This is a genomic window from Candidatus Pelagibacter bacterium nBUS_29 (assembly GCF_051200905.1).
GTDB lineage: Bacteria > Pseudomonadota > Alphaproteobacteria > Pelagibacterales > Pelagibacteraceae > Pelagibacter.
The window spans coordinates 999922-1022352 of the sequence record NZ_CP172843.1; the positions used below are offsets into that span (position 1 = coordinate 999922).

19 protein-coding genes, 1 other RNA gene and 1 pseudogene are annotated in these 22431 nt (G+C 25.6%); 1 reads left to right on the forward strand and 20 read right to left on the reverse strand.

Features of this window, described 5'->3' with window-relative positions; all coding sequences use genetic code 11:
* The first annotated feature begins 1 nt into the window (after window position 1).
* On the forward strand, window positions 2–1003 hold the full coding sequence (locus ACIJYA_RS05360; RefSeq protein WP_435087813.1) for a M24 family metallopeptidase: 1002 nt from the start codon (window positions 2–4) through the stop codon (window positions 1001–1003).
* On the opposite strand, the gene ligA is transcribed toward ACIJYA_RS05360, so the two are convergent.
* The 20 genes and pseudogenes from ligA to rnpB all read right to left on the reverse strand — a co-directional run bounded on the left by ligA (window position 986) and on the right by rnpB (window position 22424).
* Window positions 986–3016, reverse strand: a complete 2031-nt coding sequence (gene ligA / locus ACIJYA_RS05365) for an NAD-dependent DNA ligase LigA (protein WP_435087815.1) — start codon at window positions 3014–3016, stop codon at window positions 986–988. The two genes, ACIJYA_RS05360 and ligA, sit on opposite strands and share 18 nt — an antisense overlap.
* A gap of 1 nt (window position 3017) precedes the next feature.
* Complete coding sequence (locus ACIJYA_RS05370; RefSeq protein WP_435087816.1) at window positions 3018–3857, reverse strand: outer membrane protein assembly factor BamD; 840 nt, start codon at window positions 3855–3857, stop codon at window positions 3018–3020.
* Window positions 3858–3903: 46 nt separating this feature from the next.
* Window positions 3904–4824 carry a UDP-3-O-acyl-N-acetylglucosamine deacetylase gene (gene lpxC / locus ACIJYA_RS05375; protein ID WP_435087818.1) on the reverse strand — a complete coding sequence of 307 codons (921 nt, stop codon included), beginning with the start codon at window positions 4822–4824 and terminating at the stop codon, window positions 3904–3906.
* 64 nt (window positions 4825–4888) lie between these two features.
* Window positions 4889–5584, reverse strand: coding sequence for a hypothetical protein (locus ACIJYA_RS05380; RefSeq protein ID WP_435087820.1), 696 nt, complete (start codon window positions 5582–5584; stop codon window positions 4889–4891).
* Entirely contained in the window at window positions 5577–6233 is a 657-nt protein-coding gene (locus tag ACIJYA_RS05385) for a cell division protein FtsQ/DivIB (protein WP_435087821.1), read from the reverse strand. Before ACIJYA_RS05385 ends, ACIJYA_RS05380 begins: the two co-directional genes overlap by 8 nt.
* A complete protein-coding gene (locus tag ACIJYA_RS05390; RefSeq protein WP_435087822.1) occupies window positions 6214–7128 on the reverse strand; it encodes a D-alanine--D-alanine ligase in 915 nt (304 codons plus the stop codon). The genes ACIJYA_RS05385 and ACIJYA_RS05390 overlap by 20 nt, the downstream gene beginning before the upstream one ends.
* Window position 7129: 1 nt before the next feature.
* A complete protein-coding gene (gene murB / locus ACIJYA_RS05395; protein WP_435087824.1) occupies window positions 7130–8035 on the reverse strand; it encodes a UDP-N-acetylmuramate dehydrogenase in 906 nt (301 codons plus the stop codon).
* Window positions 8035–9429 (reverse strand): UDP-N-acetylmuramate--L-alanine ligase, encoded by a 1395-nt coding sequence (murC, locus tag ACIJYA_RS05400; RefSeq protein ID WP_435087825.1) that lies wholly within the window; start codon window positions 9427–9429, stop codon window positions 8035–8037. The genes murB and murC overlap by 1 nt, the downstream gene beginning before the upstream one ends.
* Entirely contained in the window at window positions 9419–10489 is a 1071-nt protein-coding gene (locus ACIJYA_RS05405) for a UDP-N-acetylglucosamine--N-acetylmuramyl-(pentapeptide) pyrophosphoryl-undecaprenol N-acetylglucosamine transferase (protein WP_435087827.1), read from the reverse strand. The genes murC and ACIJYA_RS05405 overlap by 11 nt, the downstream gene beginning before the upstream one ends.
* Before the next feature lies 1 nt (window position 10490).
* Entirely contained in the window at window positions 10491–11435 is a 945-nt protein-coding gene (locus tag ACIJYA_RS05410) for an FtsW/RodA/SpoVE family cell cycle protein (protein ID WP_435089268.1), read from the reverse strand.
* Window positions 11435–11617, reverse strand: a complete 183-nt coding sequence (locus ACIJYA_RS05415; protein WP_435087829.1) for a hypothetical protein — start codon at window positions 11615–11617, stop codon at window positions 11435–11437. Before ACIJYA_RS05415 ends, ACIJYA_RS05410 begins: the two co-directional genes overlap by 1 nt.
* Entirely contained in the window at window positions 11607–12908 is a 1302-nt protein-coding gene (gene murD / locus ACIJYA_RS05420) for a UDP-N-acetylmuramoyl-L-alanine--D-glutamate ligase (RefSeq protein ID WP_435087831.1), read from the reverse strand. The genes ACIJYA_RS05415 and murD overlap by 11 nt, the downstream gene beginning before the upstream one ends.
* Window positions 12908–13993, reverse strand: coding sequence for a phospho-N-acetylmuramoyl-pentapeptide-transferase (mraY, locus tag ACIJYA_RS05425; RefSeq protein WP_435087832.1), 1086 nt, complete (start codon window positions 13991–13993; stop codon window positions 12908–12910). Before mraY ends, murD begins: the two co-directional genes overlap by 1 nt.
* 6 nt (window positions 13994–13999) lie before the next feature.
* Complete coding sequence (locus tag ACIJYA_RS05430; protein ID WP_435087834.1) at window positions 14000–16837, reverse strand: UDP-N-acetylmuramoyl-L-alanyl-D-glutamate--2,6-diaminopimelate ligase; 2838 nt, start codon at window positions 16835–16837, stop codon at window positions 14000–14002.
* Window positions 16838–16839: 2 nt separating this feature from the next.
* Complete coding sequence (locus ACIJYA_RS05435) at window positions 16840–18531, reverse strand: peptidoglycan D,D-transpeptidase FtsI family protein (RefSeq protein WP_435087835.1); 1692 nt, start codon at window positions 18529–18531, stop codon at window positions 16840–16842.
* Window positions 18531–18836 (reverse strand): cell division protein FtsL, encoded by a 306-nt coding sequence (locus tag ACIJYA_RS05440; protein WP_435087837.1) that lies wholly within the window; start codon window positions 18834–18836, stop codon window positions 18531–18533. The genes ACIJYA_RS05435 and ACIJYA_RS05440 overlap by 1 nt, the downstream gene beginning before the upstream one ends.
* Window positions 18833–19843 carry a 16S rRNA (cytosine(1402)-N(4))-methyltransferase RsmH gene (gene rsmH / locus ACIJYA_RS05445; RefSeq protein WP_435087839.1) on the reverse strand — a complete coding sequence of 337 codons (1011 nt, stop codon included), beginning with the start codon at window positions 19841–19843 and terminating at the stop codon, window positions 18833–18835. Before rsmH ends, ACIJYA_RS05440 begins: the two co-directional genes overlap by 4 nt.
* Before the next feature lie 18 nt (window positions 19844–19861).
* A pseudogene (gene ftsZ, locus ACIJYA_RS05450) lies at window positions 19862–21344 on the reverse strand (cell division protein FtsZ).
* A 3-nt stretch (window positions 21345–21347) separates the two neighbouring features.
* Window positions 21348–21815, reverse strand: coding sequence for a division/cell wall cluster transcriptional repressor MraZ (gene mraZ / locus ACIJYA_RS05455; RefSeq protein ID WP_435087840.1), 468 nt, complete (start codon window positions 21813–21815; stop codon window positions 21348–21350).
* Between the two features lie 254 nt (window positions 21816–22069).
* Window positions 22070–22424: RNase P RNA component class A (gene rnpB, locus ACIJYA_RS05460), an RNA gene on the reverse strand.
* Window positions 22425–22431: the final 7 nt, after the last annotated feature.

A 22431-nucleotide genomic window follows, 5' to 3' on the forward strand; every position in this document is an offset into this window, starting at 1 on the left:
ATTGATTAACACAAATGATTTACCAAAAAATATTTTAACTTTAAGTGGAAAAAGTTTCATAATTGATAATAAATCTTGTTCATTTTTTTATGAGAATATTATTAAATCTAAATTTAGAATTATAAAAAGAGAAGATCCAACTTATCTTTTAAAAGCTATAAAAAATAATACTGAAATTAATAATATGATTAAATCTCATGTTATAGATGGAGTGGCACTAACAAAATTTATTTATTGGATTAAAAAAATTAATAAAAAAAAAATTACAGAAGTTGATGCTCAGATAAAATTAGAAAAATTAAGAAAAAAAAGTAACAATTACTTATATCCTAGTTTTGAAACGATTGCAGGATCTGGTGAGAATGGTGCTATTGTGCATTATAGAGCCAAAAAAGCAAGTTGTAGAACAATAAGAAAAGATGACATTTTTTTATGTGATTCAGGTGGTCAATATAAATATGGTACCACTGATGTTACTAGGACTATTTGTTTTAAAAAGCCAAAATCAAGCATCAGAAATATTTACACTAAAGTATTAAAAGGACATATAGCTGTAGCAAAAACAGATTTAAGAATAGATAATACTGGTACAAAAATAGATAAAAGAGCCAGAAAATACTTGAAAGAAAGCAAATTAGATTATGCTCATGGTACAGGACATGGAGTTGGTTTCTTTTTAAACGTCCACGAAGGACCACAATCAATTTCCAAACTAAATAAAGTCAAAATTCAAGAAGGTATGATTTTAAGTAATGAACCAGGTTATTATAAAAAAGGTTCTTTTGGTATCAGAATAGAAAATCTTGTTTACGTTAAAAAAAATAAAAAAAAAATGTTTTTTGAAAATTTAACTCTTGCTCCAATAGATAAAGAATTAATTAATTATAAACTTTTAACTAAATTAGAAAAAAATTATCTTTTTAAATATCACTTAGAAGTTTACTCAAAACTTTCGAAGTACCTCTCTCTTGATGAGAGAAAATGGTTAGCTACTCACATTTAACATTTTCAAAAACTGGCTTTGATTTAATATAGTAATTTTAAATTCTTTAGCTTTATCAACTTTCTTTTTTGTTGGTTTTTCACCAATTATTAAATAATTTAATTTTTTAGTTACAGTGCTTACTGATGCGCCAGAATTTACTTCTATCAAAGATTTCACTTCTGCTCTGCTGATACCATTTAATTTTCCTGTTACCATAAATGTTTTTTCATTTAACAATCCATTTTTATCATTAATTATTGCGTCTTTAACTTTTAAAATTTTTTGTAATTCTTTTAAAATATTTAGATTAACATTATTATCAAAAAAAATTTTTATTGACTTCAGCTGAGTTTCACCAATTCCATCAATGTTTAATATATCATCTAAAATTTTTTTATTTGAAAAACTAATGAACTTTGAAAATGATTTAAAATATTTAGATAAAATTTTTGCATTTTCTAAACCAATATGTCTAATACCTAGTGAATAGATTAATCTTTCTAAAGAAATATTTTTTCTTTGATTAATTGAATATTTTAAATTTTCCATTGATTGTTTACCCCAGCCTTCAAGACTTTCTATTTTATTAAAATCCAAATTAAATACATCGTGTGGTAATTTTAATAAATTGAGATTCCAAAAATTTTCTACTATTTTTTTACCAAAACCTTCAATGTTAAATGCATCTTTAGAAACAAAGTGTTTTAATTTTTCAATTGCAATTTTTTCACACTCATATCCTTCATTGGAACATCTTCTTACAGCATCTTCTTTTTTGGTAACATTATTAAATTCTTTAATTGTTTTTGAACCACATGAAGGACATTTTTTTGGAAAAATAAATTTTGTTAATTTTTTATCTCTCTTTAATTTGTCAACTGAAATAATATGAGGTATTACGTCTCCAGCTCTTTCAATAGTTGCTAAATCTCCAATTCTTATATCTTTTCTGTCAATTTCATCTTCATTATGCAAAGTTGCATTGGATACTATCACTCCTCCAATATTAATTGGTTTTATTTTTGCAACTGGGGTTAAAGCTCCTGTTCTTCCAATTTGAATTTCAATATTAAGAATTTTTGATATTGCTTTATTAGATGCAAATTTATGAGCAATAGCCCACCTTGGTGAATTTGCTACATATCCAAGTCTTTTTTGAAGTTCAAAGTTGTTTATTTTATAAACTATACCATCAATATCAAAATCTATTTTTGTTCTATCTTTTTCTATTTTGGAATAATTGGTCAATAAATTTTCAACACCTGCAACCAACTTATTCAATGGATTTGTTTTAAATCCCCAATCATCTAATTTTTTTAAAAAATCTATTTGGTTATTTATTTTGAGACCCTTTTGGTAACCAAAAGTATAAGCAATAAATTTCAAAGGAATTTTTTTTGTATCATCTGGATTTTTTTGTCGTAACGATCCTGATGCTGCGTTTCTAGGGTTAGCAAATTTTTCTTTTAAATTTTCAAAATCACTATTTTGTATAAAAACTTCACCTCTAATATCAATTTCTTCAGGAAAATCTTTTGACTTAATTTTTTTTGGAATATCTTTAATCGTTGCAAGATTAGCCGTTATATCTTCACCCTCTTTTCCATCACCTCTAGATAATCCAATTTTAAATTGACTATTTTTATATATTAACGACGCAGAAATACCATCTATCTTTGGTTCTGTGCTATAAGATAAAACGAAATCATCTTTTTTAGATAAAAAATTTAATATTCTTTTTTCAAAATTAATTAAATCTTCTCTTCCAAAAGCATTTGCCAAAGATAACATTGGGGCTCTATGTGTTATCTTTTGAAAATTTTTAGATGGTTTAAATCCAACTACTTTTGATGGTGAGTTTTCTGAATTGAGGAAAGAATACTTACTTTCTAGAATAAGAATACTATTTTTTAAATCATCATATACTTTGTCAGTAACTAATGGTTTACTAGCATCAAAATAATTTTTATTATAATTAATTAACAGCTTTATTTTTTTTTTATATTCAGATTCAATTATTTTTTTATTCATCTCAATTTAATAGAGATTTAAATTTTTTTATAATAGAGTTATTTTCTTTCTCAATATCTTTTATTATATTTTTTTTATATTTTTTATTAAAGACGCTAAATGATTTTTCATACCATTCAGAAGATTGATAATTATAACCCAATAAATTAGCATATTTCTTTGCTTCAGTTTCAATTCCTATTGTATAATAAATTTCAACTAATCTATGAATGGCTTCTTCTACATAAATTGTAGTTTCATAATCATCAACAACAATTCTAAATCTATTTAAAGCTGGAATCCATTTTTTTCTATCAACATAATATCTACCTAAATACATTTCCTTAGCTGCTAAAATCTCGTCTATTAGATTTATCTTAAACATAGCGTCTGTAGCAAATTCAGTATCAGGATGTTTTGAAACAAGACTTTCAAATGTTTTTTTAGCATTAATTATTGATTGAAGATCTTTCTTTTCATCCACAATTTGTTCATAATAACACAAACCTAATAAATACTCCGCATAAACTAAATCCTTATGATTAGGATAGACACGTAAAAACCTAATTAATTCAGCTATCGCATCACCATAATAATTTTGAGAGTAATAAGAATAAGCAGCCATCAAAGCAGATTTTGGAGCATACTCTGATTGTGGAAACAAAATTTCTGCTTCATTAAATTTCTTTGCTGCAAAAAGCGCGTCACCAGCATCAAGCTCTCTCAATCCTTCTTTGTAAGCTTCAATCATTTGAGACTCTAAATTCACTTCTTTTATTGTAGATTTTTCGATATTTTTTTTTGAACAAGAAAAACAAAGTAAAGTTATCAAAAAAATATTAAATAAATTACGATAAATCATAATTTGTTATACATTTAATTTATATCTTTTAAAATATATGTTTGGCTTAGGCTATAGCTTTTAATAATTTTCTGTTTATTAAGGTATGAGGTAGGTTTTTTTCTTTTATTTCAAGAATTGAAAAATTTTCTTTGTTTTCAAATACTTTTCTAAGTAATTGATTAGTAAGGTAGTGACCTCCTTGAGAACATTTTATTTTAGCAATTACTCTATAACCTGATGTATATAGATCGCCAATACAATCAAGTATTTTGTGATTAACAAATTCTTTATTATTTCTTAATCCTTCAGGATTTAAAATTTCATTATCCTTAACTACTATCGCATTTTGCAAACTTCCACCTTTGGCCAGTCCATTTTTCTTTATCAATTCAATATCTTCAAACAAACAAAATGTTCTTGAATTATAAACAGTAGTTAAATCATCTTCAAAAACTTTCACTTTATTACTTTGATTTCCAATTATTGGATTTTTATATTTCAGCTCAAAGTCTATGTCTAAACTTAAAGTAGATGGTTCTATTGAAATAAATCTCTCACCATCTGTAAATTTAATCTCTTTATTAATTTTTATAATTTTTATTGGTGCCTCGCTGACTACTAATCCAGAACTAATAATTTTTTCAATAAATTCTTTTGCAGATCCATCTAGAATTGGAACTTCTTCATTGTCAATTTCAATTAATGCGTTATCAATCCCAAGTCCAAATAATGCACCCATCAAATGTTCAATAGTTGAAACTTTAACACCAAATTCATTTTCAATAGTTGTATTAAGTGATGTATTGGTAACATTCATAAAATTTGGATAAACTAAGTTATTTTCTTTATAATCTACTCTTTTAAAAACTATTCCAAAATTAGGCTCAGCTGGTTTAATACATATATTGACATCTAAACCACTATGTAATGCAACACCGTTAAATAATACGTTATCTTTAATTGTTTTTTGAGTTAAATAAGACACACAAGTCTTTTAATTTGCTTTTAATAAGTTTTAAAAACAACAAATATTACTAGAAAAAACACTTTTAGCTAAATAATTGAAAAAATTTTTCAAAAAAACCTTTATTTTCAATACTTTTTGAAACTAATTGAGCTTCATTTTCATTCAGGCCATTATTTAATTTATTTGCCATCTCAGATAACTCGGTTGCATCATCACCAATATAACTTTTAATATAATTCCCTGACATATAGCGTCCAATCTTGATTTGATGATTTTCCAATAACTTATCAAACATATAAGTAAAGCTATTTGAAATAGAAATGAATTTCACCTCTAAAAATGAATAATCAACATTTATATTAGGATTATTAAATAAAAACTTATTTTCATTCACATCATTATTTATAATAATCATATGCATAATGATTTGATCTTGATAATTTTCTCTAAAAATATCTTTAACTTCTACTAGGGTGTTTTCTAGATATTTTCGATCTATATTTTTTTCATAATCTTTTTTTTTTATTGATATACTGACATCTATAACTTTATCATCCTCTAAAATCAAAATGATATTTCTAATAAAACTATTTATCGTTTTCTCAATTTTATAAATATTTTCATTAAGAAATTTTGAAAGGTTGTCTAGTTCAATCCCATCATTAATCTTAATTTCCTCATTGTATAAATTTTTTAAATTATTTTTATCAAAAACAAATATTTGATATTTGTTTTTAGAAATAAACAGAAAAGTTTCAAAATTAGTTTCTTCAATCATTTAAAATAATTTGATTTTCAATTCTTGCATCTATAAATTTATTATCGTCTAAAAATTCTATTACTAAATTAAGAGCAAGACTAATATTATCATTTGGCAATTTTATTATAGTATTATCTCTTAATTCTAAATCCCATCTTTTAGATGGAAAAAAATATAAATTTTTTATCTCTGTGAAGGAAATTTGAGATTTATCAATAATTTCTTTAACATTAAAAAATTCGATTATTTCTGGGTTTCCAAAAATAAAAGGTAATTGATTATCTAAAAAGTCTTTTTTTATATATTTTCTATTAGAGCCGATGTAGAAAATTTGACCGTTTTTATTTATTTTTGCTAAAAATTTAGTTTTCTCAATCTTTACATCTAGTGAAGATGGATATTTTTTAAAAATAGAATATTTTTCTACCAAAGAATTTGATTCAATTTCATTAACTAGATCAATCTTACTGATTGAAAAAATATTATTGAGATTTAAATTGTTTATTTTTTTAAGTAAAGATGACTTGTCCTCAATATCTAATCCAACAATATTAATATTATTAATATTCTGTAATTTTAAACGATTAAAATTGATATTATTTATTGAACCAACTACTAGTAGTAAAAAAAAATATATTAAAATTTTTTTACTTTTTCGTTGTTGCATTTTTTAAAATCCACTCAATTAGTTTTATGAAAGATATCCCCCCATATTTTGCTATTTCTGGAACAAGAGATAACTTTGTCATTCCTGGTTGAGTATTAATCTCAAGTAAATAAAACTTATCTTTAAAAAATTTAAAATCTGATCTTGTAACTCCCTTACAGCCAATAACCTTGTGTGCTTTAAGTGATAAGTCCATTACCTCATTTAATTTATTTTTTGGAAGCTCAACTGGAATTATATGTTCGGTTTTTGCGTTTGCACTGTATTTAGCCTCATAATCATAGAATTTTCTCTTTGGTTTTAGCTCTATTGCTCCTAATTTTTTATTGCCCATGATTGCAACCTGAATTTCTCTTCCACCAATAAATTCTTCTATAATTATCTCTTTATAAATTTTCATTAAGCTTAAAATTTTTGAAATATTTTTTTTTGTACAAATAAAAACGTTTACACTTGAGCCTTCATTTATTGGTTTTAGTACAACTGGAAATTTTAGTTTCTTTTCAATATTTTTTATTAAGTCATAATTATTTTCTTTATAAGAATATTTAATATATTTTGGAGTATTAATTTTATTTTGTATAAAAATTTTTTTAGATATTGCTTTATCCATTGCTAATGAAGAAGCAATTACTCCTGAATGAGTGTAAGGTATATTAAATCCTTCTAAGATGGTTTGTATATAACCATCTTCGCCAAACTGTCCGTGTAACGCATTAAATATAACATTTGGTTTAAATTGATTAATATTTTTTGACAAACTGCTATCTGGTTCAGAAATTTTAACTTTATAACCATTTTTTTTCAGCTCTTTTGCTACTTGTAAACCCGTATCAAGACTAATTAATCTTTCTTTTGAAATTCCACCAGCAAGTATTAATATTTTTTTTTTCAATTTATTCTAAAATTTTTATTTCTGTTTGTAGCTTTACACCAGTTTTTTTTAAAACACTTTCAGACACAAATTCTATTAATTTTTTCATATCATCAAATTTAGCATTGCCTTTGTTTACAAAAAAATTACAATGTTTTTCAGAAATACCAGCATCCCCAAATGATTTTTCTAGAGGAACTGACTCTTTTATTAATTGCCAAACTTTTTTGTCTGATTGACCTAATGGATTTTTAAAAGTACTTCCACTTGTTTTAATTTTTGTAGGTTGTGCTTTTTCTTTTTTTTCTTTTAATTTTATCATTTCATTCTTAACCAAATCTGATTTTTTACTAAAACCCTTAAAAGATGCACTTAAAAAAATTAAATCATTAGGTAATCCACTATCTCTATATTTAAAATCAATCTCTTTTGCTGGAATTGTAACAACTTGTCTTGATTTATTTATAGCTTGTACTGAAATTAGGATATCTTTAAATTCTCTATCAAAGCAACCTGCGTTCATTTTTATACCTCCCCCAACCGTGCCAGGTATACAAGATAAAAATTCAAATCCACCCAAACTATTATCCATTGCAAATTCTGAAAGTGATTTATCACTAACAGCACTTCCTGCAATAATTATGTCTTCTGACAGAAGGGAAATATTATTAAAATTATTTGATAACTTTATTACAACACCATCATAAGTTTTGTCAGTAATTAGAGTATTTGAGCCCCCTCCTAGAACAAATATTTTTTCCTTATTTTCTATTAATTTTAAAAATTTAATTAATTCTTTCAAATTTTCAGCTTTATAGAAAATTTTAGCATTACCACCTATATTAAACCAATTCCTTTTTTTTAAATTATAATCAAATTTAATATTTTCATTAAATTCTGATAACAAATCATTTTGGTTAATGCTCATTATAAATATTTAGGCATTTCTCTCATCCAAGTTGAGATAGTCCCTGCACCCATTCCAATAACTATTTTTTTTCCATAAATATTATTTTTAATATATTTCGCTAATTGAAATCTATCATCCGCTAAAAACAGTTTTACTTTTGAGTTTTTGATTATTTCTCTTGCAAAACTTTCATATTTAAAACCTAATGATATTTTTTCTCCTGCTGTATAAATAGGAAGTAAGATTAGTTTATCTGCATTTTTAAATGCATAAGTAAAATCTTTTTTTAAGTCTTTTAATCTTGATATTCTATGTGGTTGAAAAATACATACTTTTTCATATCCCTTATAAACTTTATTTACTCCTTCTAGCACAAATTTGATTTCAGTTGGATGATGGGCATAGTCATCAAAAAAGTCGACTTTATTAAATGTGAAAATTTTATTAAATCTTCTTTGAACACCCTTAAAGTTTTTTAATCCTTTTTTAATACTTGAAACTGTTAATCCAACTGTAATAGCCAAAGCTGATGCTGCAACTGAATTTCTAATATTGTGTATTCCTAATAAAGGTATCTTAATTTTTTTAATTAATTTATTTTTTATATTTGGCAAAATTATCTTTAAATCAAACTCAGAATAATCTTTTGATTGTTTAATATTTCTAATACAAAAATTTGATTTTGTATCTGTTCCATATGTATAAAAATTTTTATTACTCAGCCTCTTAATCAAATTTTTATTATTCTTATCATCAATACAAATAAAAGATTTTCCAAAGGATGGAACTTTTTTTACAAACTTAATAAAATAATTATTTAACTCATCCATAGAGCTATAAAAATCCATATGCTCTCTATCTATATTGGTTATTATTGAATATGTCGGTGGAACGTGGACAAAACTACCATCAGACTCGTCAGCTTCTAAGATAGACCAGTCACTTTTACCAAGTTTTGCAGTATTGTTGATAGAATTTATCACACCTCCATTAATAATGGTTGGATCTATTTTAGTCTCTTGAAAAATCGAGGCTATTAGTGATGTTGTAGTTGTTTTTCCATGAGAACCAACAACTACAATATTTTTTGTTAAAGAAACAATATTAGCTAGCATTTCTCCTCTTTTATAAATCGGCAGTTGTTTTTTTTTTGCCTCTATTAATTCAGGATTATTTTTTTTAATTGCAGAAGAAACTACTACAATTGTTGCTTTGTTAATATTTTGCTTTTTATGTCCAATTATAATCTTAATTTTATCTTTTTTTAATCTTTCAATATTTTTATTGTTTGCAATATCACTGCCCTGAACTTTAAATCCTTTACCCTTCATTATAAGTGATAATCCACTCATACCTATTCCACCAATTCCAATAAAATGAATAATTTCTGATTTTGCTAATTTAATTTTCATTAATAATATTTAATAAATTTTGATTAACATTATTCCAGGTGTTTTGATAATTTAATTTTTTTAAATTATTTTTTTTTATAAGTATTTCATCTTTATTACTCAATATGTTTAATATCAAATCTTCAAATTTTTTTTTATCAAAATTAATTTGATCAACAACCCAGCAGCAACCTTTATTTTTATAATAATTAGCGTTTTCTAATTGATGGTTATCTTTAGAGCTTGGTAATGGAATGGCAATAAATGGTTTTTCACACAAAGAAATTTCAGCTAAACTAGAGGCACCAGATCTTGTGATACACAAATCGGCTTGATCTATTAATAAATTAAGATTTTGATCATAACTGAAAACAGTATTATCAATCTTATTTTCTAAATATAGATTTTTGAGATTATCTATATTTTTTTGATTTGTTTGATGAATTACCTTTAAAGTTTTAAACTTCGAAACCCTAATAATTGACTCATGCAAAATTTTATCAAATATTTGTGCACCTTGACTCCCTCCTATTATTATTAAAGTAAAGTTATTATTATTATTATTTTCTTTTGATTTTTTATTATAATATTTTTTTCTTATAAGTGGATTTATAATATTTAATTTATTTTTATATTTTTTTGGAAAACTAATAATATTCTCAGAATAACATATAATTTTTTTGCAAAATTTAAGAAAAAATTTATTTGCCCTTCCAATTACCATATTAGGTTCTAGCAAATAAATTTTTATATTTAATATCCAGGCTGCTATACATAATGGTAGTGACATGTACCCACCAGTAGAAATAAGAATTTGAATTTTTTCTTTTTTTAATATTATCAATGATTTTAAAACTAAAAAGAATACTTTTAAAATTGATAATGGAAATAAAATTAAATTATTTAACTTGGGTGTATCAATAACTAGTATCTTATAAAATTTATCATCAAGATATTTAAGACCTCTAACATCACTTGAAATTGATATATCATAATTTTCTTTTAAATGATCATGGATTGTAATTGCAGGAATAACATGGCCACCAGATCCTCCCGTAGAGATTAAAATCTTACCTGTCATTTTAATTTTCTATTTTTCTTTTTGTTAAATTTAAGATTATGCCTGATATTATTGAGATACTTATTATTGAAGAACCTCCATAACTCAAAAATGGTAAGGTCATACCTGTGGTGGGAAACAATCTGATATTAACACCTATATGAATAGTTGCCTGCATTAAAATTAAGCTTACACATCCAATTAAAACAAGTTTAATTTTATCATCTTTTTCAAAGTTTATTTTTTTAAAAACCATATAAATAAATATTAAAAATAATAATAATATTAATATTATGGCAACAACACCAAACTCTTCAGAAATTACAGAGATTATATAATCTGTGTGTGCTTCCGGAACTAGATTTTTTAAAGTTCCTTCACCAATTCCTTTACCAAAGTAACCACCACTTGTAATGGACTCGATAGCTTTGTCAGATTGAAAATTATGTGTTCCTGTATCTCTATTAAAAAAAGAAAAAATCCTACCTTGAATATAATCAAACTTAGGTACGTACATAATTAAGTAAGCTAATGAAATAATAGCAATAATGGAAAGACCAAGAAGTAAAAAGATATTTACTCCAGATGTAAAAATTAAAACTGCCCAAGAGAAAATAACAAGAAGAGTTTGACCTATATCTGGCTGCATTATAAGAAATAAAGCAATTATTGATACTAGGACTATTGATAATAAATATTTTAAATAAATATTTGAAGTTCTGACACTACATAAAATAGTTGAAATCATGATAATGTAAAAGGGTTTTAATAATTCAATTGGTTGAAATCTTGGTAAAAAAAATAAATCTATCCATCTTTTTGACCCCTTAACTTCAACACCAATAATAGGAACTAAAAGTAAAGTAGCCAAAGTAATAAAAAAAAGAAAATATGAGTAATGAAATAATTGATTAGTTTTTAAAGAAGAAAAAATAAAAATTATAAAAATTCCAATAAAAATATAGATTAAATGCTTAAAAAAAAGAAGTAACTATTTGTATCTAATTTATCAGAAGCAATTAATGATGTAGAAACTAACGAGAAAAAAAGTCCAATTATAAATAATAAGCTAATAAGTAAAAATATTGATTTATCTATATTCTTCCACCATTGATAATAAAATTTAAATAAAAAAATATTATTTTGCATTAAGAATTTTTTTAATTAATTTGTTAAAATATTTTCCCCTATCTTCAAAATTTTTAAAACTATCAAATGATGCTCCTGCTGGACTAAAAAATATGATTTTTTTTTTTAACTTCTTATTTTTTAAATCAGAAAATATTTCTTTTAATATATCTTTTAAATATTTTAAATGATTGATAGGCATTTTATTTTTAATATTTTTTTCAAATTTTTTATAGTGGTTACCGAACACAAATGTTTTAAAATTCTTACAGTGCTTTTTAGATAAATTTAATTTATCGCCTTTTTTAGGGATGCCACCTAAAATCCAATAAACATTTTTTAAATTCTTTAATAAATTTTCTGATGAGGCAAAACTTGTTGATTTCGAATCATTAATTATTAATAAATTTTTATTTTCATAGATAATTTGTTGTCGATATTTTAATCCTTTAAATCTATTTAAGGTTTTAATTAATATTTTACTATTCAAATTTAATTCTTCTGAAATCTTTAAAATAAATGATAGATTTTCTAAGTTACCTGCAGATAAAAAGTATTTATTTTTTATTAGCTTAATCATTTTATTAGCTTTTTTTAAATCAACTTTAATAATCTTTGGATTGTATCTTTTGCTATTTAACTTTTTATTTATTAATACGTCTTTTTTTTTTATAAATGCTGTAGACTCCCTAGACTGTAAATCTAATAGCCTAAATTTAGCACTAATATAATTTTTTAAATTTTTATGCCTCTCTATGTGATCAGGACTTATATTAAGTATTACTGAGTATTTAGAGGTGAATAATTGACTATAATCTAATTGATATGATGAAGCTTCGACCACAAAAAAAGTATTTTTAGTAATTTTTTTTTCACATAATGCTGGATTTCCGATGTTTCCAACCAATCTACAGTCATACTTTTGGTCTGATAAAACTTCATGTAATATTTTAGCAGTGGTTGATTTTCCATTAGTTCCAGTGATAGTGATGCTTTTATTTTTGTAAAATGAGTAGAATACATCCAAATCTGTATAAATTTTAGATTTATTCTTTTTAAGAAATTTAGATAATTTACATTTTAAAACATCAATACCAGGACTGATAATAATACTATCAAACTTAATTTTAGATATTGACTGAATACTTTTTAGTCTTTGATATGATTTGTTTCTAATTTTTTTTTTTAAATCATCGTCGAATAAATATACTTTAGATTTATTTTTTAAAAATTTATATGAAGCGATTCCACTTTTTCCCAGACCATAAATTAATATTTTTTTTCCTAAAAAAATATTTTTATCTTCAATCATTATCTTAATTTTAAAGTTGCCAAACCTATCATTGCTAAAATGATTGAAATTATCCAAAACCTAATTACCACAGTTGACTCTGGCCATCCTTTTTTTTCAAAATGATGATGTATTGGTGCCATTCTAAAAATTCTTTTTCCAGTTAATTTAAAAGAAATTACTTGTACCATTACCGAAACAGCCTCTAAAACGAACAGCCCACCTGTAATTGCTAATACTATTTCATGTTTTGTAATTATTCCAACAGCGCCTAAAGAGCCTCCAAGCGCTAAAGAGCCTGTATCACCCATAAAAATTTTAGCAGGTGGGGCATTAAACCATAAAAATCCTAAACATGATCCTATTATTGCACCACAAAAAATTGAAACTTCGCCAGTGCCTTCAATGTATGGGATTTGTAAATAATCAGAAAAAACAATATTTCCAGTTACATAACTTATAAAAGCAAAACAACCTGCAACTAAAATTACAGGAACTGTAGCTAATCCATCAAGTCCATCAGTTAAATTTACTGCATTTGATGAACCTACAATTACAAATACAGAAAAAGGAATAAAAAACCATCCAAGATTAATTATTAAATTTTTAAAAAATGGAAAATATAAATTAGTAATTTCTTGATAATCAATAAAATAAACAAATAAACTAATTCCTAATATAGCTAATATAATCTGTGATAATATTTTAAATTTAGACGAAATTCCTGAAGAATTATTATATTTTATTTTTTTATAATCATCAAAAGCTCCAAGTAAACCAAATGAAATGGCAATATAAACACAAAATAAAATACTTATGTTTGATAAATCCCCCCAGCAGAAAACAGAAAATAGTAATCCAAACAAAATGATTACTCCTCCCATTGTTGGAGTACCAATTTTTTTTACAATATGATCTTGTGGACCATCGTCACGTATAGGATTAACAATTTTTCTATTTGAAAAAAAATTTATAAAAGGTCCTCCAATTAACAAAACTACAGTTAATGAGGTAAATAAGGATAATCCTGTTCTAAAGGTGATGTATTTAAAAACGTTTAAAAACCCAAAGGTATCAATGAAATTAAGTAAAAATTGATAAAGCATTTATTTTTATCCTTTGATTTCGCTTATTATCTTGTTAAATCCTGTCGCATTTGAGGCCTTAACCATGAGATAATCATTATTATCTAAATCATTTTTAATCAAATCAATTATTTGTGAGTTGTTATTCAACACCCTACCTTTTTTCATTTTTGAAATAGAATTATATGCAAATAAAACATTATTCCCTCTAACAAAGACTTTGTCTATCTTTGTGTTATTGATTATTTTTCCTATAGATAGATGAAGTTTTTTTGAGTGTTTTCCTAGTTCCAACATATCACCCAATAATAAATATTTTTTTCCTTTGTTAATTTTAATTTTATCAAAATTTAAAATTGCAGATTTAAGAGACAACGGGTTTGAATTATAACTTTCATCTATCAAGTTTAATTTTTTGTTATCAATCTTAATTTTAGCAATATCTCCTCTGCCATGTGGTGTTTTAAAACCTATAAAAATATTTTTTTTCAATTTAGATATATCTATAAAAATACTCATTACAGATAGGGTGGCTAAAATATTTAAGATATTGTTTTGAAAATTATTAGAAATAAAAAAATAAGTTTTTAAATTATTTACTCTAATTGTTGCTTTAAACTTATTGGAAAATTTTTTAATACTTGCCAGTTTTATATTTGCATTTTGATTATCAATACCAAATGATAAAATTTTAAGTTTTCTTTTATTAGCTATTTTTTTATGCAAAGTATAAAAATTGTCATCTGCGTTTAGAACAATAAAACCATTAATTTTTGTGTTGTTTATTATTTCTGATTTTGCTAAAGCAATTTGTTTTATATTTTTAAAATTCTTAGCATGTGCATAACTAATGTTAGTAATCAAACTAACATCTGGTTTAACAATTTTAGAGAGATAATCAATTTCACCTTTTTTATCCATCCCAATTTCTAAAACTCCATAATTATTTTTTTGATCTAAATTAAAAAGACTTAACGGAACTCCATACTTATTATTATAAGATTTAGGGGAAATACCTACTTTAGATAATTGGTTTAATGAGTTACCTAATAATTCCTTTAATGTGGTTTTCCCACAGCTACCTGTAATAGCAATAATTTTTGTTTTTATATTTTCTCTATATAACTCAGAACTTTTTGTTAAAAATTTAAGAGGATCTTTAACTTTAATTTGACGAGAAATATTTATTTTTTTTTCAATTTTATTAACTACTGCAATTGATGCTTTTTTTTTGAAAGCTTCACTTATAAATTTGTTACCATTATTTTTTTTTCCCTTAATTGCAAAAAAGATATCGTTTTTTTTTATTTCTTTTGAATTAATTCTAGCTTTCTCCAGAGAGATTTGGTTAGATAATTTTTTTTCTACACTAAGTTCGTTAAGTATATTAACCTTTAAATTATTTGATAAATTTAAATTTTTCCTCTTGATTGCATCAAGAATAATTTTTTTATCTGAAAAAAAAATTTTTTTTTCACCAATTTCTTGAACTTTTTCATGACCTTTTCCAGCTACAAGTAAAATCTCACCTGTATTTAAATGTTTTATTGCCTCTGCAATTGCCTTAGCTCTATTAGAAAATTCTAATACTTTTTGTTTTTTTATTCCTTTTTTTATGTCTTCTCTTATTTTGCTAGGTTGTTCTAGTCTTGGATTATCATCAGTAAGATAAATTTTGTCTGAAAAAATATCAGCAATTTTACCCATTTTAGCTCTTTTATTTTGATCTCTATTTCCACCACAACCAAACACTAAAGTTATTTTTTTACCTGGAAATTGTTCTTTTATATTTCTAAGACAAGTTTTTAAAGCATCAGGTGTATGTGCGTAGTCTAAAATTACTTTTGAGTTGTTTTTTATCCTGCCAACTCTTTCAAATCTTCCCTCTACAGACTTAATTTTTGGTATTATATTAAGTATGTCTTTAATATTGATACTACTTTTGATTGAGGCAATGACTGCCATTAATACATTTTTAAATTGAATTTTTCCTATCAAATTAAGCTTAATTTTATGAATTGAATTTTTATATTTTATCTCCAACAATTGAGACTCACCTTCATATTGATGAGACAAGAATTGAAAATTATTTTTTTTATCTAATAATGAAAAAAGATTTAAATTTTTATTGGTTGCTATATTTTTTATTTTTTTGAATTCTGGTATTTTTTCATCAGTTATTATATTCCCCCTCTTTTTAATTAATTTTTCAAATAAATATAGTTTCGCTTTTAAATAATTTTTTGTATTTTTATGATAATCCAAATGATCTTGTGATAAATTTGTAAATATTCCTGTATTAAATAATAAGCCATCCAGCCTGTTTTGACTTAGACCGTGACTAGAAGCCTCCATAATGACATTGTTAATATTTTGTTTTTTTAATTTATTTAAAATCTTACTTAATTGAATTGGGTCTATTGTAGTATTAGATAAATTTTTTTTATATTTTTTTGATTTAATCCCTAATGTTCCAATTGATGCAACTTTTTTATTATTCAAATCTAATATTTGATAATAAAAATCAGAAATAGAGGATTTTCCATTTGTACCCGTAACCGCAATAATATTATTTGGAATTTTGTTATTAATTTTAAATGATATTTCAGCTAATAACTTTCTAATATTATTTGAGTGAATAAATAAAATACCATTTTTATGTCCATTAATTTTTTTTTCAGTTACTATTATTTTTGCACCGTTAGAGATTGCAGATGACACAAAGTAATTACCATCTATTTTATTTCCTTTAATTGCAAAAAAAATATTATTTTTTTTTATTTGAGTACTATCAAAAGAAATTCCTGAAAAAAAAATTTTTTTATAAGTAGATTGAATATTTTGAAAATAATCGCCTAAGAACATAATTAATTAATTTCTAGATATTTTGTGGCTAAAATAGGCCCAATTTTTTCCATTATTTTTCCAGCCACCTCTACTGAAGTCCAACCTGCTGTATTATACAAGGTTCCCTTCCAGCCACCTTTTTGATGCCTGTATTTATAATAATAATCTTTTGCTTTTTGGGGTGTGTCCAACATAACAATAAATACATATTGTGGATTTGATGTCGGAAATATTGAAGCAAAAGTATTTATCTTTGCTTCAGAATAAGATCCTTCTTTTGGTTGATCGGCAGTTCCTGTTTTGCCACCAATCTCATAATTTGATACGTCAGCAAATTTTGCAGTACCTTCTTCTGTATTTACAATTTTTCTTAAAGCCATAACAACTTGGTCGGAAACTCCTTTATTAATTAATCTACTTTTTTTTTCTTCAGTTTCAGTGATTTTTTCAATCAAACTTGGTTTAATATCATAACCTCCATTAGATATTACCGCATAACCTTTTGCTAGCTGAAGAATTGTAGTTGCAATACCATGGCCAAATGAAGCTGTAGCTAATCTACATTTGCCAAAATTATAATCTTTTTGAGGAGCTATTTCATCTATATCAAAATCAATTGAATTTAATACACCTACTTTTTTTAAAAAGGATTTGTGTTTTTCTGGTCCTACTAATTGAGCAATTCTAACAGAGCCAATATTACCTGATCTAATCAAAATCTGTTCTGCTGTGAGATCTGAGGGAATTTTATTATCATATTCTCCAATCCTATGTTTGTCACAACGAATAGATTTTGGTAAATCTAAAAACTCAGTTTCTGGTTTTATTAAATCTTCGTTTAAAGCACTTGCAAATGTAAATGGTTTGAAAACTGAGCCAAGCTCATAAGTTCCTTTTGTTACTCTATTAATAAAATTTACATCAGTTATATTTTGTCTTTTATTAGGATTAAAATCAGGTAACGAAATAAGTGAAAGTATATTTCCATTATTCACATTCATTAGAATAGCAGCACTACCTTTGCTTTTAAAAATTTCTTGATATTTAATTAGTTCTTTTCTTATTAAAAACTGCACATCTTTATCAACTGTGAGCTTTATTAGTTTTTTTGAATTTCTGAGAACCTCATCATATGATTTTTCTAAACCTGATATTCCATTATTATCATCATCTATTTGACCAATTATGTGACTAAAAAGATTTTTTTGAGGATACATCCTTAAAACCTTTTCCTCAGGTTTTATAGAATTATCTCCAAGTTTCATTAGTTTTTCATAGTTTTTCTCAGAAACTTTTTTTTCTAACCAAAAAAACTTTTTTGTATCAAGTTTTTCTCTAATTTTATTAAAATCCTTATTTGGAAAAATGATATTTAAACTTAATAAAAGTTTTTTCTTATCTATTACATCTGATGTCTTTATACCTATATCAATAGATTTGACTGTTTTAGCTAAATAATTCCCATTTATATCAATTATATCAGCTCTATAGAGTTTATTGGCAAACTTTGACACATCATTATTCAATTCTATCTTAGATTTACGTGATCCAAGATGAATTAGATGAATTGAATAAATTAGATAAATAATAAAAAAGAAGAAAAATATAAATGCCACTCTATTAAATTGAATATTTAAATTTGTATCATTTTTTTTATAATTAAAATTATTTTTATAATCTTCAATAATAATTTTTGACCTTAATTTTTTCATTAATCTTTAGTTATTTTTAAATTTTCAATCTTTTTGTCTTTGTTGGTAATTTTAAAAACTTTTATATTTTCAATTTTTTTTTGTACTAAATCATTTTCAAAATATAAAGATTGAAATTCTAACAATTTGTCAGAGGAACTCAGATAATCAAATTCTAGTTTAATTTTATCAAGTTCGGAATTTAAAACTCTGATATTTTCTTTTATTGTAAAAATTTTATCTTCATTTTTTTTTGCAGAATTTTTGATAATAGCGGTAGATAAAATTAATGAAAAAATAATTGATACTAAAGCAATTTTTTTCACAACTTATTCCCAAAGTTTTCTATCTCTATCAAATTCCTAAATTGATCTAAAATATCAGTTTCAAAATCATAAAAATCAGTTTTTTTAATCGCATATCTCAATTTTGCTGATCTTGATGGTAAGTTTTCAACAATCTCTTCATCAGAGGGTGTAATTGCTTTTTTTTCATTTAATTTAAGTAATGTTTCTGGTTGCTCAATAATAGGAGCATATCTTGATATACTTTTTTTTTCAGAAAGACTTTTTAAAAAATATTTAACAATTTTATCTTCTAGTGAATGAAATGTAACCACAGCAAGCACACCATCTTTTTTTAGAACCTTTGTTGCATTAATTAATCCAAAGATTAATTCACTTATTTCTCTATTAACTAAAATTCTTAAAGCTTGAAAAACTTTGGTAGCAACATGAACTTTGAAGTTTTTTTTTCTTTTTGTTTTGTCTATAATCTCAACAAGTGTTTCAGTATCAATCTTTTTCTTAGATCTCTCCTTAATAATATTTCTAGCTATAAATTTACTCTCTTTTTCTTCCCCAAAGAATTTGAATATTTTATCTAATTCTTTCTCATCTAATTTATTGATTACATCTTCAGCTGAATAATTATTTAAACCCATTTTCATATTCAAATTTCCTTTAGATTGAAAAGATAATCCTTTCTTAGGATCCTTTATTTGAACATAAGAATAACCAAGATCAAATATTACTCCTCTAACATTCTCGTTTTTGAGTTTTAGATTATTTAGCTGACTAAATTTAATATTTTTAAATAAAAATCTATCGTCAAATTTTTCTTTTAGCTGATTAGCTTTTGCGACACTCTCAATATCACGATCTAAACCTATAACTTTAGTATTTTCAAACTCTAGAATTTTTTTTGAATAACCACCTTGACCAAAAGTACAGTCAATAAAGGTGCCACCATATTGAGGGGAAATAATGCTAATAATTTCTTTTAGCAGTACCGGATAATGCTTTTGCTCATCCGATACTATGGTGGCGTCCATTTATTTCTTTGAAGACCATTAATTTTTTTGTCTTCTTAAGAATGCTGGTATCTCAAGATCATCTTCTTCTTCTTCATTGCTTGAAGATAATAAATCATCTGAACTTGAATTTTCAGTTTCTGAACTAAATAAATCTGGTGCATCTGAGTCAACTCCAAATTCTTTAAGATCATTAGAAACATCTTCTTCAATATTTTCTTCTGCAGTCTGTTCTGAAGTAGTTTCCATGGCTTCTTGAGAAAAAGATTTTTCCATTTCATTTACAGAACTATCTTCAACAACACTTTCAGTTTCAAAATTATTACTATGCATCGTTTCCTCATTTGAAATATTAGAGTTCAAATGTTCTTGATGTTGTTCTTGAACAATTTCATTCTCAAGTTTAAGCGCATTTGCACCATGTGAAACAGGATTAGAAATAGAATTTGAAAAATTAAAAGATGCAGATGATCCAATATTTGAAAAATCTGAATAACCTGGATTTCTATTTTGGATACGATGTACCATGTTTATCACAGATTTAGTTTCTGGTTGTTGGCCATCTAATGATGTGGCAACAATAGAGACTTCTCATTTTTCCATCTAGCTCGGCATCAGTAATTGCTCCAATAATTAATTCTGCTTCTGGATCAACTTCAGCTCTAACTTTATTAACTGCTTCATCGACTTCAAAAAGTTTAAGGTCCTTGCCACCAGTAATATTAACTAATAATCCTTTTGCACCCTTAAGAGTATAGTCATCAATTAATGGATTGCTTACAGCCATCTCTGCTGCTTTAAGCGCTCTACCTTCTCCTTCTGCTTCACCAGTTCCCATCATTGCTTTACCCATTGAAGCCATAACAGTTTCTACATCAGCAAAATCAAGATTTATTAAACCTGGTCTTACCATTAAATCAGTAATGCTTTGCACACCATGCATTAAAACATTATTTGAAAGATTGAAAGAATCTTCAAATGTTGTTTGCTCATTTGCAATTTTAAACAAATTTTGATTTGGAATTACTATTATTGTATCTACATGTTTTCTTAACTCTTCTAAACCTTGTTGTGCTCTTCTCATTCTTGAGGGGCCTTCATATAAAAATGGAAGAGTCACAACACCTACAGTTAAAATATTTAATTCTTTTGCAGCTCTAGCAATTACATGAGCAGCACCAGTGCCCGTTCCACCACCCATACCAGCAGCAATAAAAACCATATTAGCACCTTGTAAAGTGTTTACAATTTCGTTTAATGACTCGTCAGCTGCTGCTTGACCAATATCAAGTTTTGCTCCAGCACCTAATCCTTTAGTCAAATTTAAACCAATTTGAATTCTTGTTTTACATTTGCTTAACTTTAAATCTTGCGCATCAGTGTTGACTGCAATAAATTCTACACCTTGTAGATTATTTTCAATCATTTCATTAATTGCATTTCCACCTGCTCCACCAACTCCCATTACTAAAAGTCGTGGTTGTAATTCTTTTATTTCTGGTGCTTTAAAGTTAATTGTCATCTGTTATTTCCCCTCGTTGTTGTTAAAATGTTTTTCCCATTTAAGGCTTGCTCGATTTAGATTTGCTTTTTTTTTTGCAGTAACCTTAAATTTTTCAAATGCTGCTGGTTCCCAAATTTGAAATGTTTGGCCCTGACCAACAAACAACATGTTATTTTTAATCTTTGCATGCTTCAATAATTTTGATGAAATTGATATTCTTCCTTCTCCATCGAATTGTAAATTTGTACTTTCTGCTAAAATTGACGTTGCAAAAAAATCTCTTTTTTCCTCAAATGGATTTAAAGAGTCTATAGCAGAGGAAATTTTTTCTATTCTATCTTGAGAACAAGCTTCAATAGAAGTATTATTAAAAGAAGGATAACAAATAACTCCATTATATCCTAAATTTGAAAGATGAGATCTAAAACTAGCAGGCACAGAAACTCTCCCTTTTTTGTCTAGTTTGTTCTCGTAAATTGATAAAAACATATAATTTATAATTTTTAAATTCCATAATTGGGAATATATGGGAATATATGGGTTATTTAATTTAGTGTCAAATATTGAATCTTGCAAATTATTGACAACTGTTAACAACTTTTTAATATCGAATGTAATAATTTATTCAAATTGTATTGATTAAGAGCCACATACCTTGAGTAGAAAAAATAGAACATTATTGACTCATTAGTGAATCAAAACGTGAACACTTATTTAAAGTGTAATGTTAAACTGTGGATAATTTTGCCAGATAAACTATAAGCCGGGTTCTGTCATTAAAACCTATCATTTGTCTAGGCTTAAGATCACTCTTAAGCTCAAGCAACTAACCCTGATGACTAGCCAAGGATGGCTTTTAGTCTTTCGACAATGTCATCTCTACTTAGTCTTGCTCCCAGTGGGGTTTTCCAGCGTTCATTGTTACCAATAGAACCGGTGTGCTCTTACCACACCTTTTCACCCTTGCCATGTTATGGCGGTTTATTTTCTGTGGCACTATCCCTAGGGTTGCCCCCGCCAGGTATTATCTGGCACTGTATCCTTGTGGAGCCCGGACTTTCCTCTTTAATAAATTAAAGCGATAAATCATTTATCTGGCAACTTC

Bases quoted from the DNA above. Each gene is read 5' to 3' on its own strand.
- ligA (WP_435087815.1), bottom strand. From the start codon at position 3,016: ATGAATAAAAAAATAATTGAATCTGAATATAAAAAAAAAATAAAGCTG.
- ACIJYA_RS05370 (WP_435087816.1), bottom strand. From the start codon at position 3,857: ATGATTTATCGTAATTTATTTAATATTTTTTTGATAACTTTACTTTGT.
- ACIJYA_RS05380 (WP_435087820.1), bottom strand. From the start codon at position 5,584: ATGATTGAAGAAACTAATTTTGAAACTTTTCTGTTTATTTCTAAAAAC.
- ACIJYA_RS05385 (WP_435087821.1), bottom strand. From the start codon at position 6,233: ATGCAACAACGAAAAAGTAAAAAAATTTTAATATATTTTTTTTTACTA.
- murB (WP_435087824.1), bottom strand. From the start codon at position 8,035: ATGAGCATTAACCAAAATGATTTGTTATCAGAATTTAATGAAAATATT.
- murC (WP_435087825.1), bottom strand. From the start codon at position 9,429: ATGAAAATTAAATTAGCAAAATCAGAAATTATTCATTTTATTGGAATT.
- ACIJYA_RS05405 (WP_435087827.1), bottom strand. From the start codon at position 10,489: ATGACAGGTAAGATTTTAATCTCTACGGGAGGATCTGGTGGCCATGTT.
- ACIJYA_RS05415 (WP_435087829.1), bottom strand. From the start codon at position 11,617: ATGCAAAATAATATTTTTTTATTTAAATTTTATTATCAATGGTGGAAG.
- murD (WP_435087831.1), bottom strand. From the start codon at position 12,908: ATGATTGAAGATAAAAATATTTTTTTAGGAAAAAAAATATTAATTTAT.
- mraY (WP_435087832.1), bottom strand. From the start codon at position 13,993: ATGCTTTATCAATTTTTACTTAATTTCATTGATACCTTTGGGTTTTTA.
- ACIJYA_RS05430 (WP_435087834.1), bottom strand. From the start codon at position 16,837: ATGTTCTTAGGCGATTATTTTCAAAATATTCAATCTACTTATAAAAAA.
- ACIJYA_RS05435 (WP_435087835.1), bottom strand. From the start codon at position 18,531: ATGAAAAAATTAAGGTCAAAAATTATTATTGAAGATTATAAAAATAAT.
- rsmH (WP_435087839.1), bottom strand. From the start codon at position 19,843: ATGGACGCCACCATAGTATCGGATGAGCAAAAGCATTATCCGGTACTG.
- mraZ (WP_435087840.1), bottom strand. From the start codon at position 21,815: ATGTTTTTATCAATTTACGAGAACAAACTAGACAAAAAAGGGAGAGTT.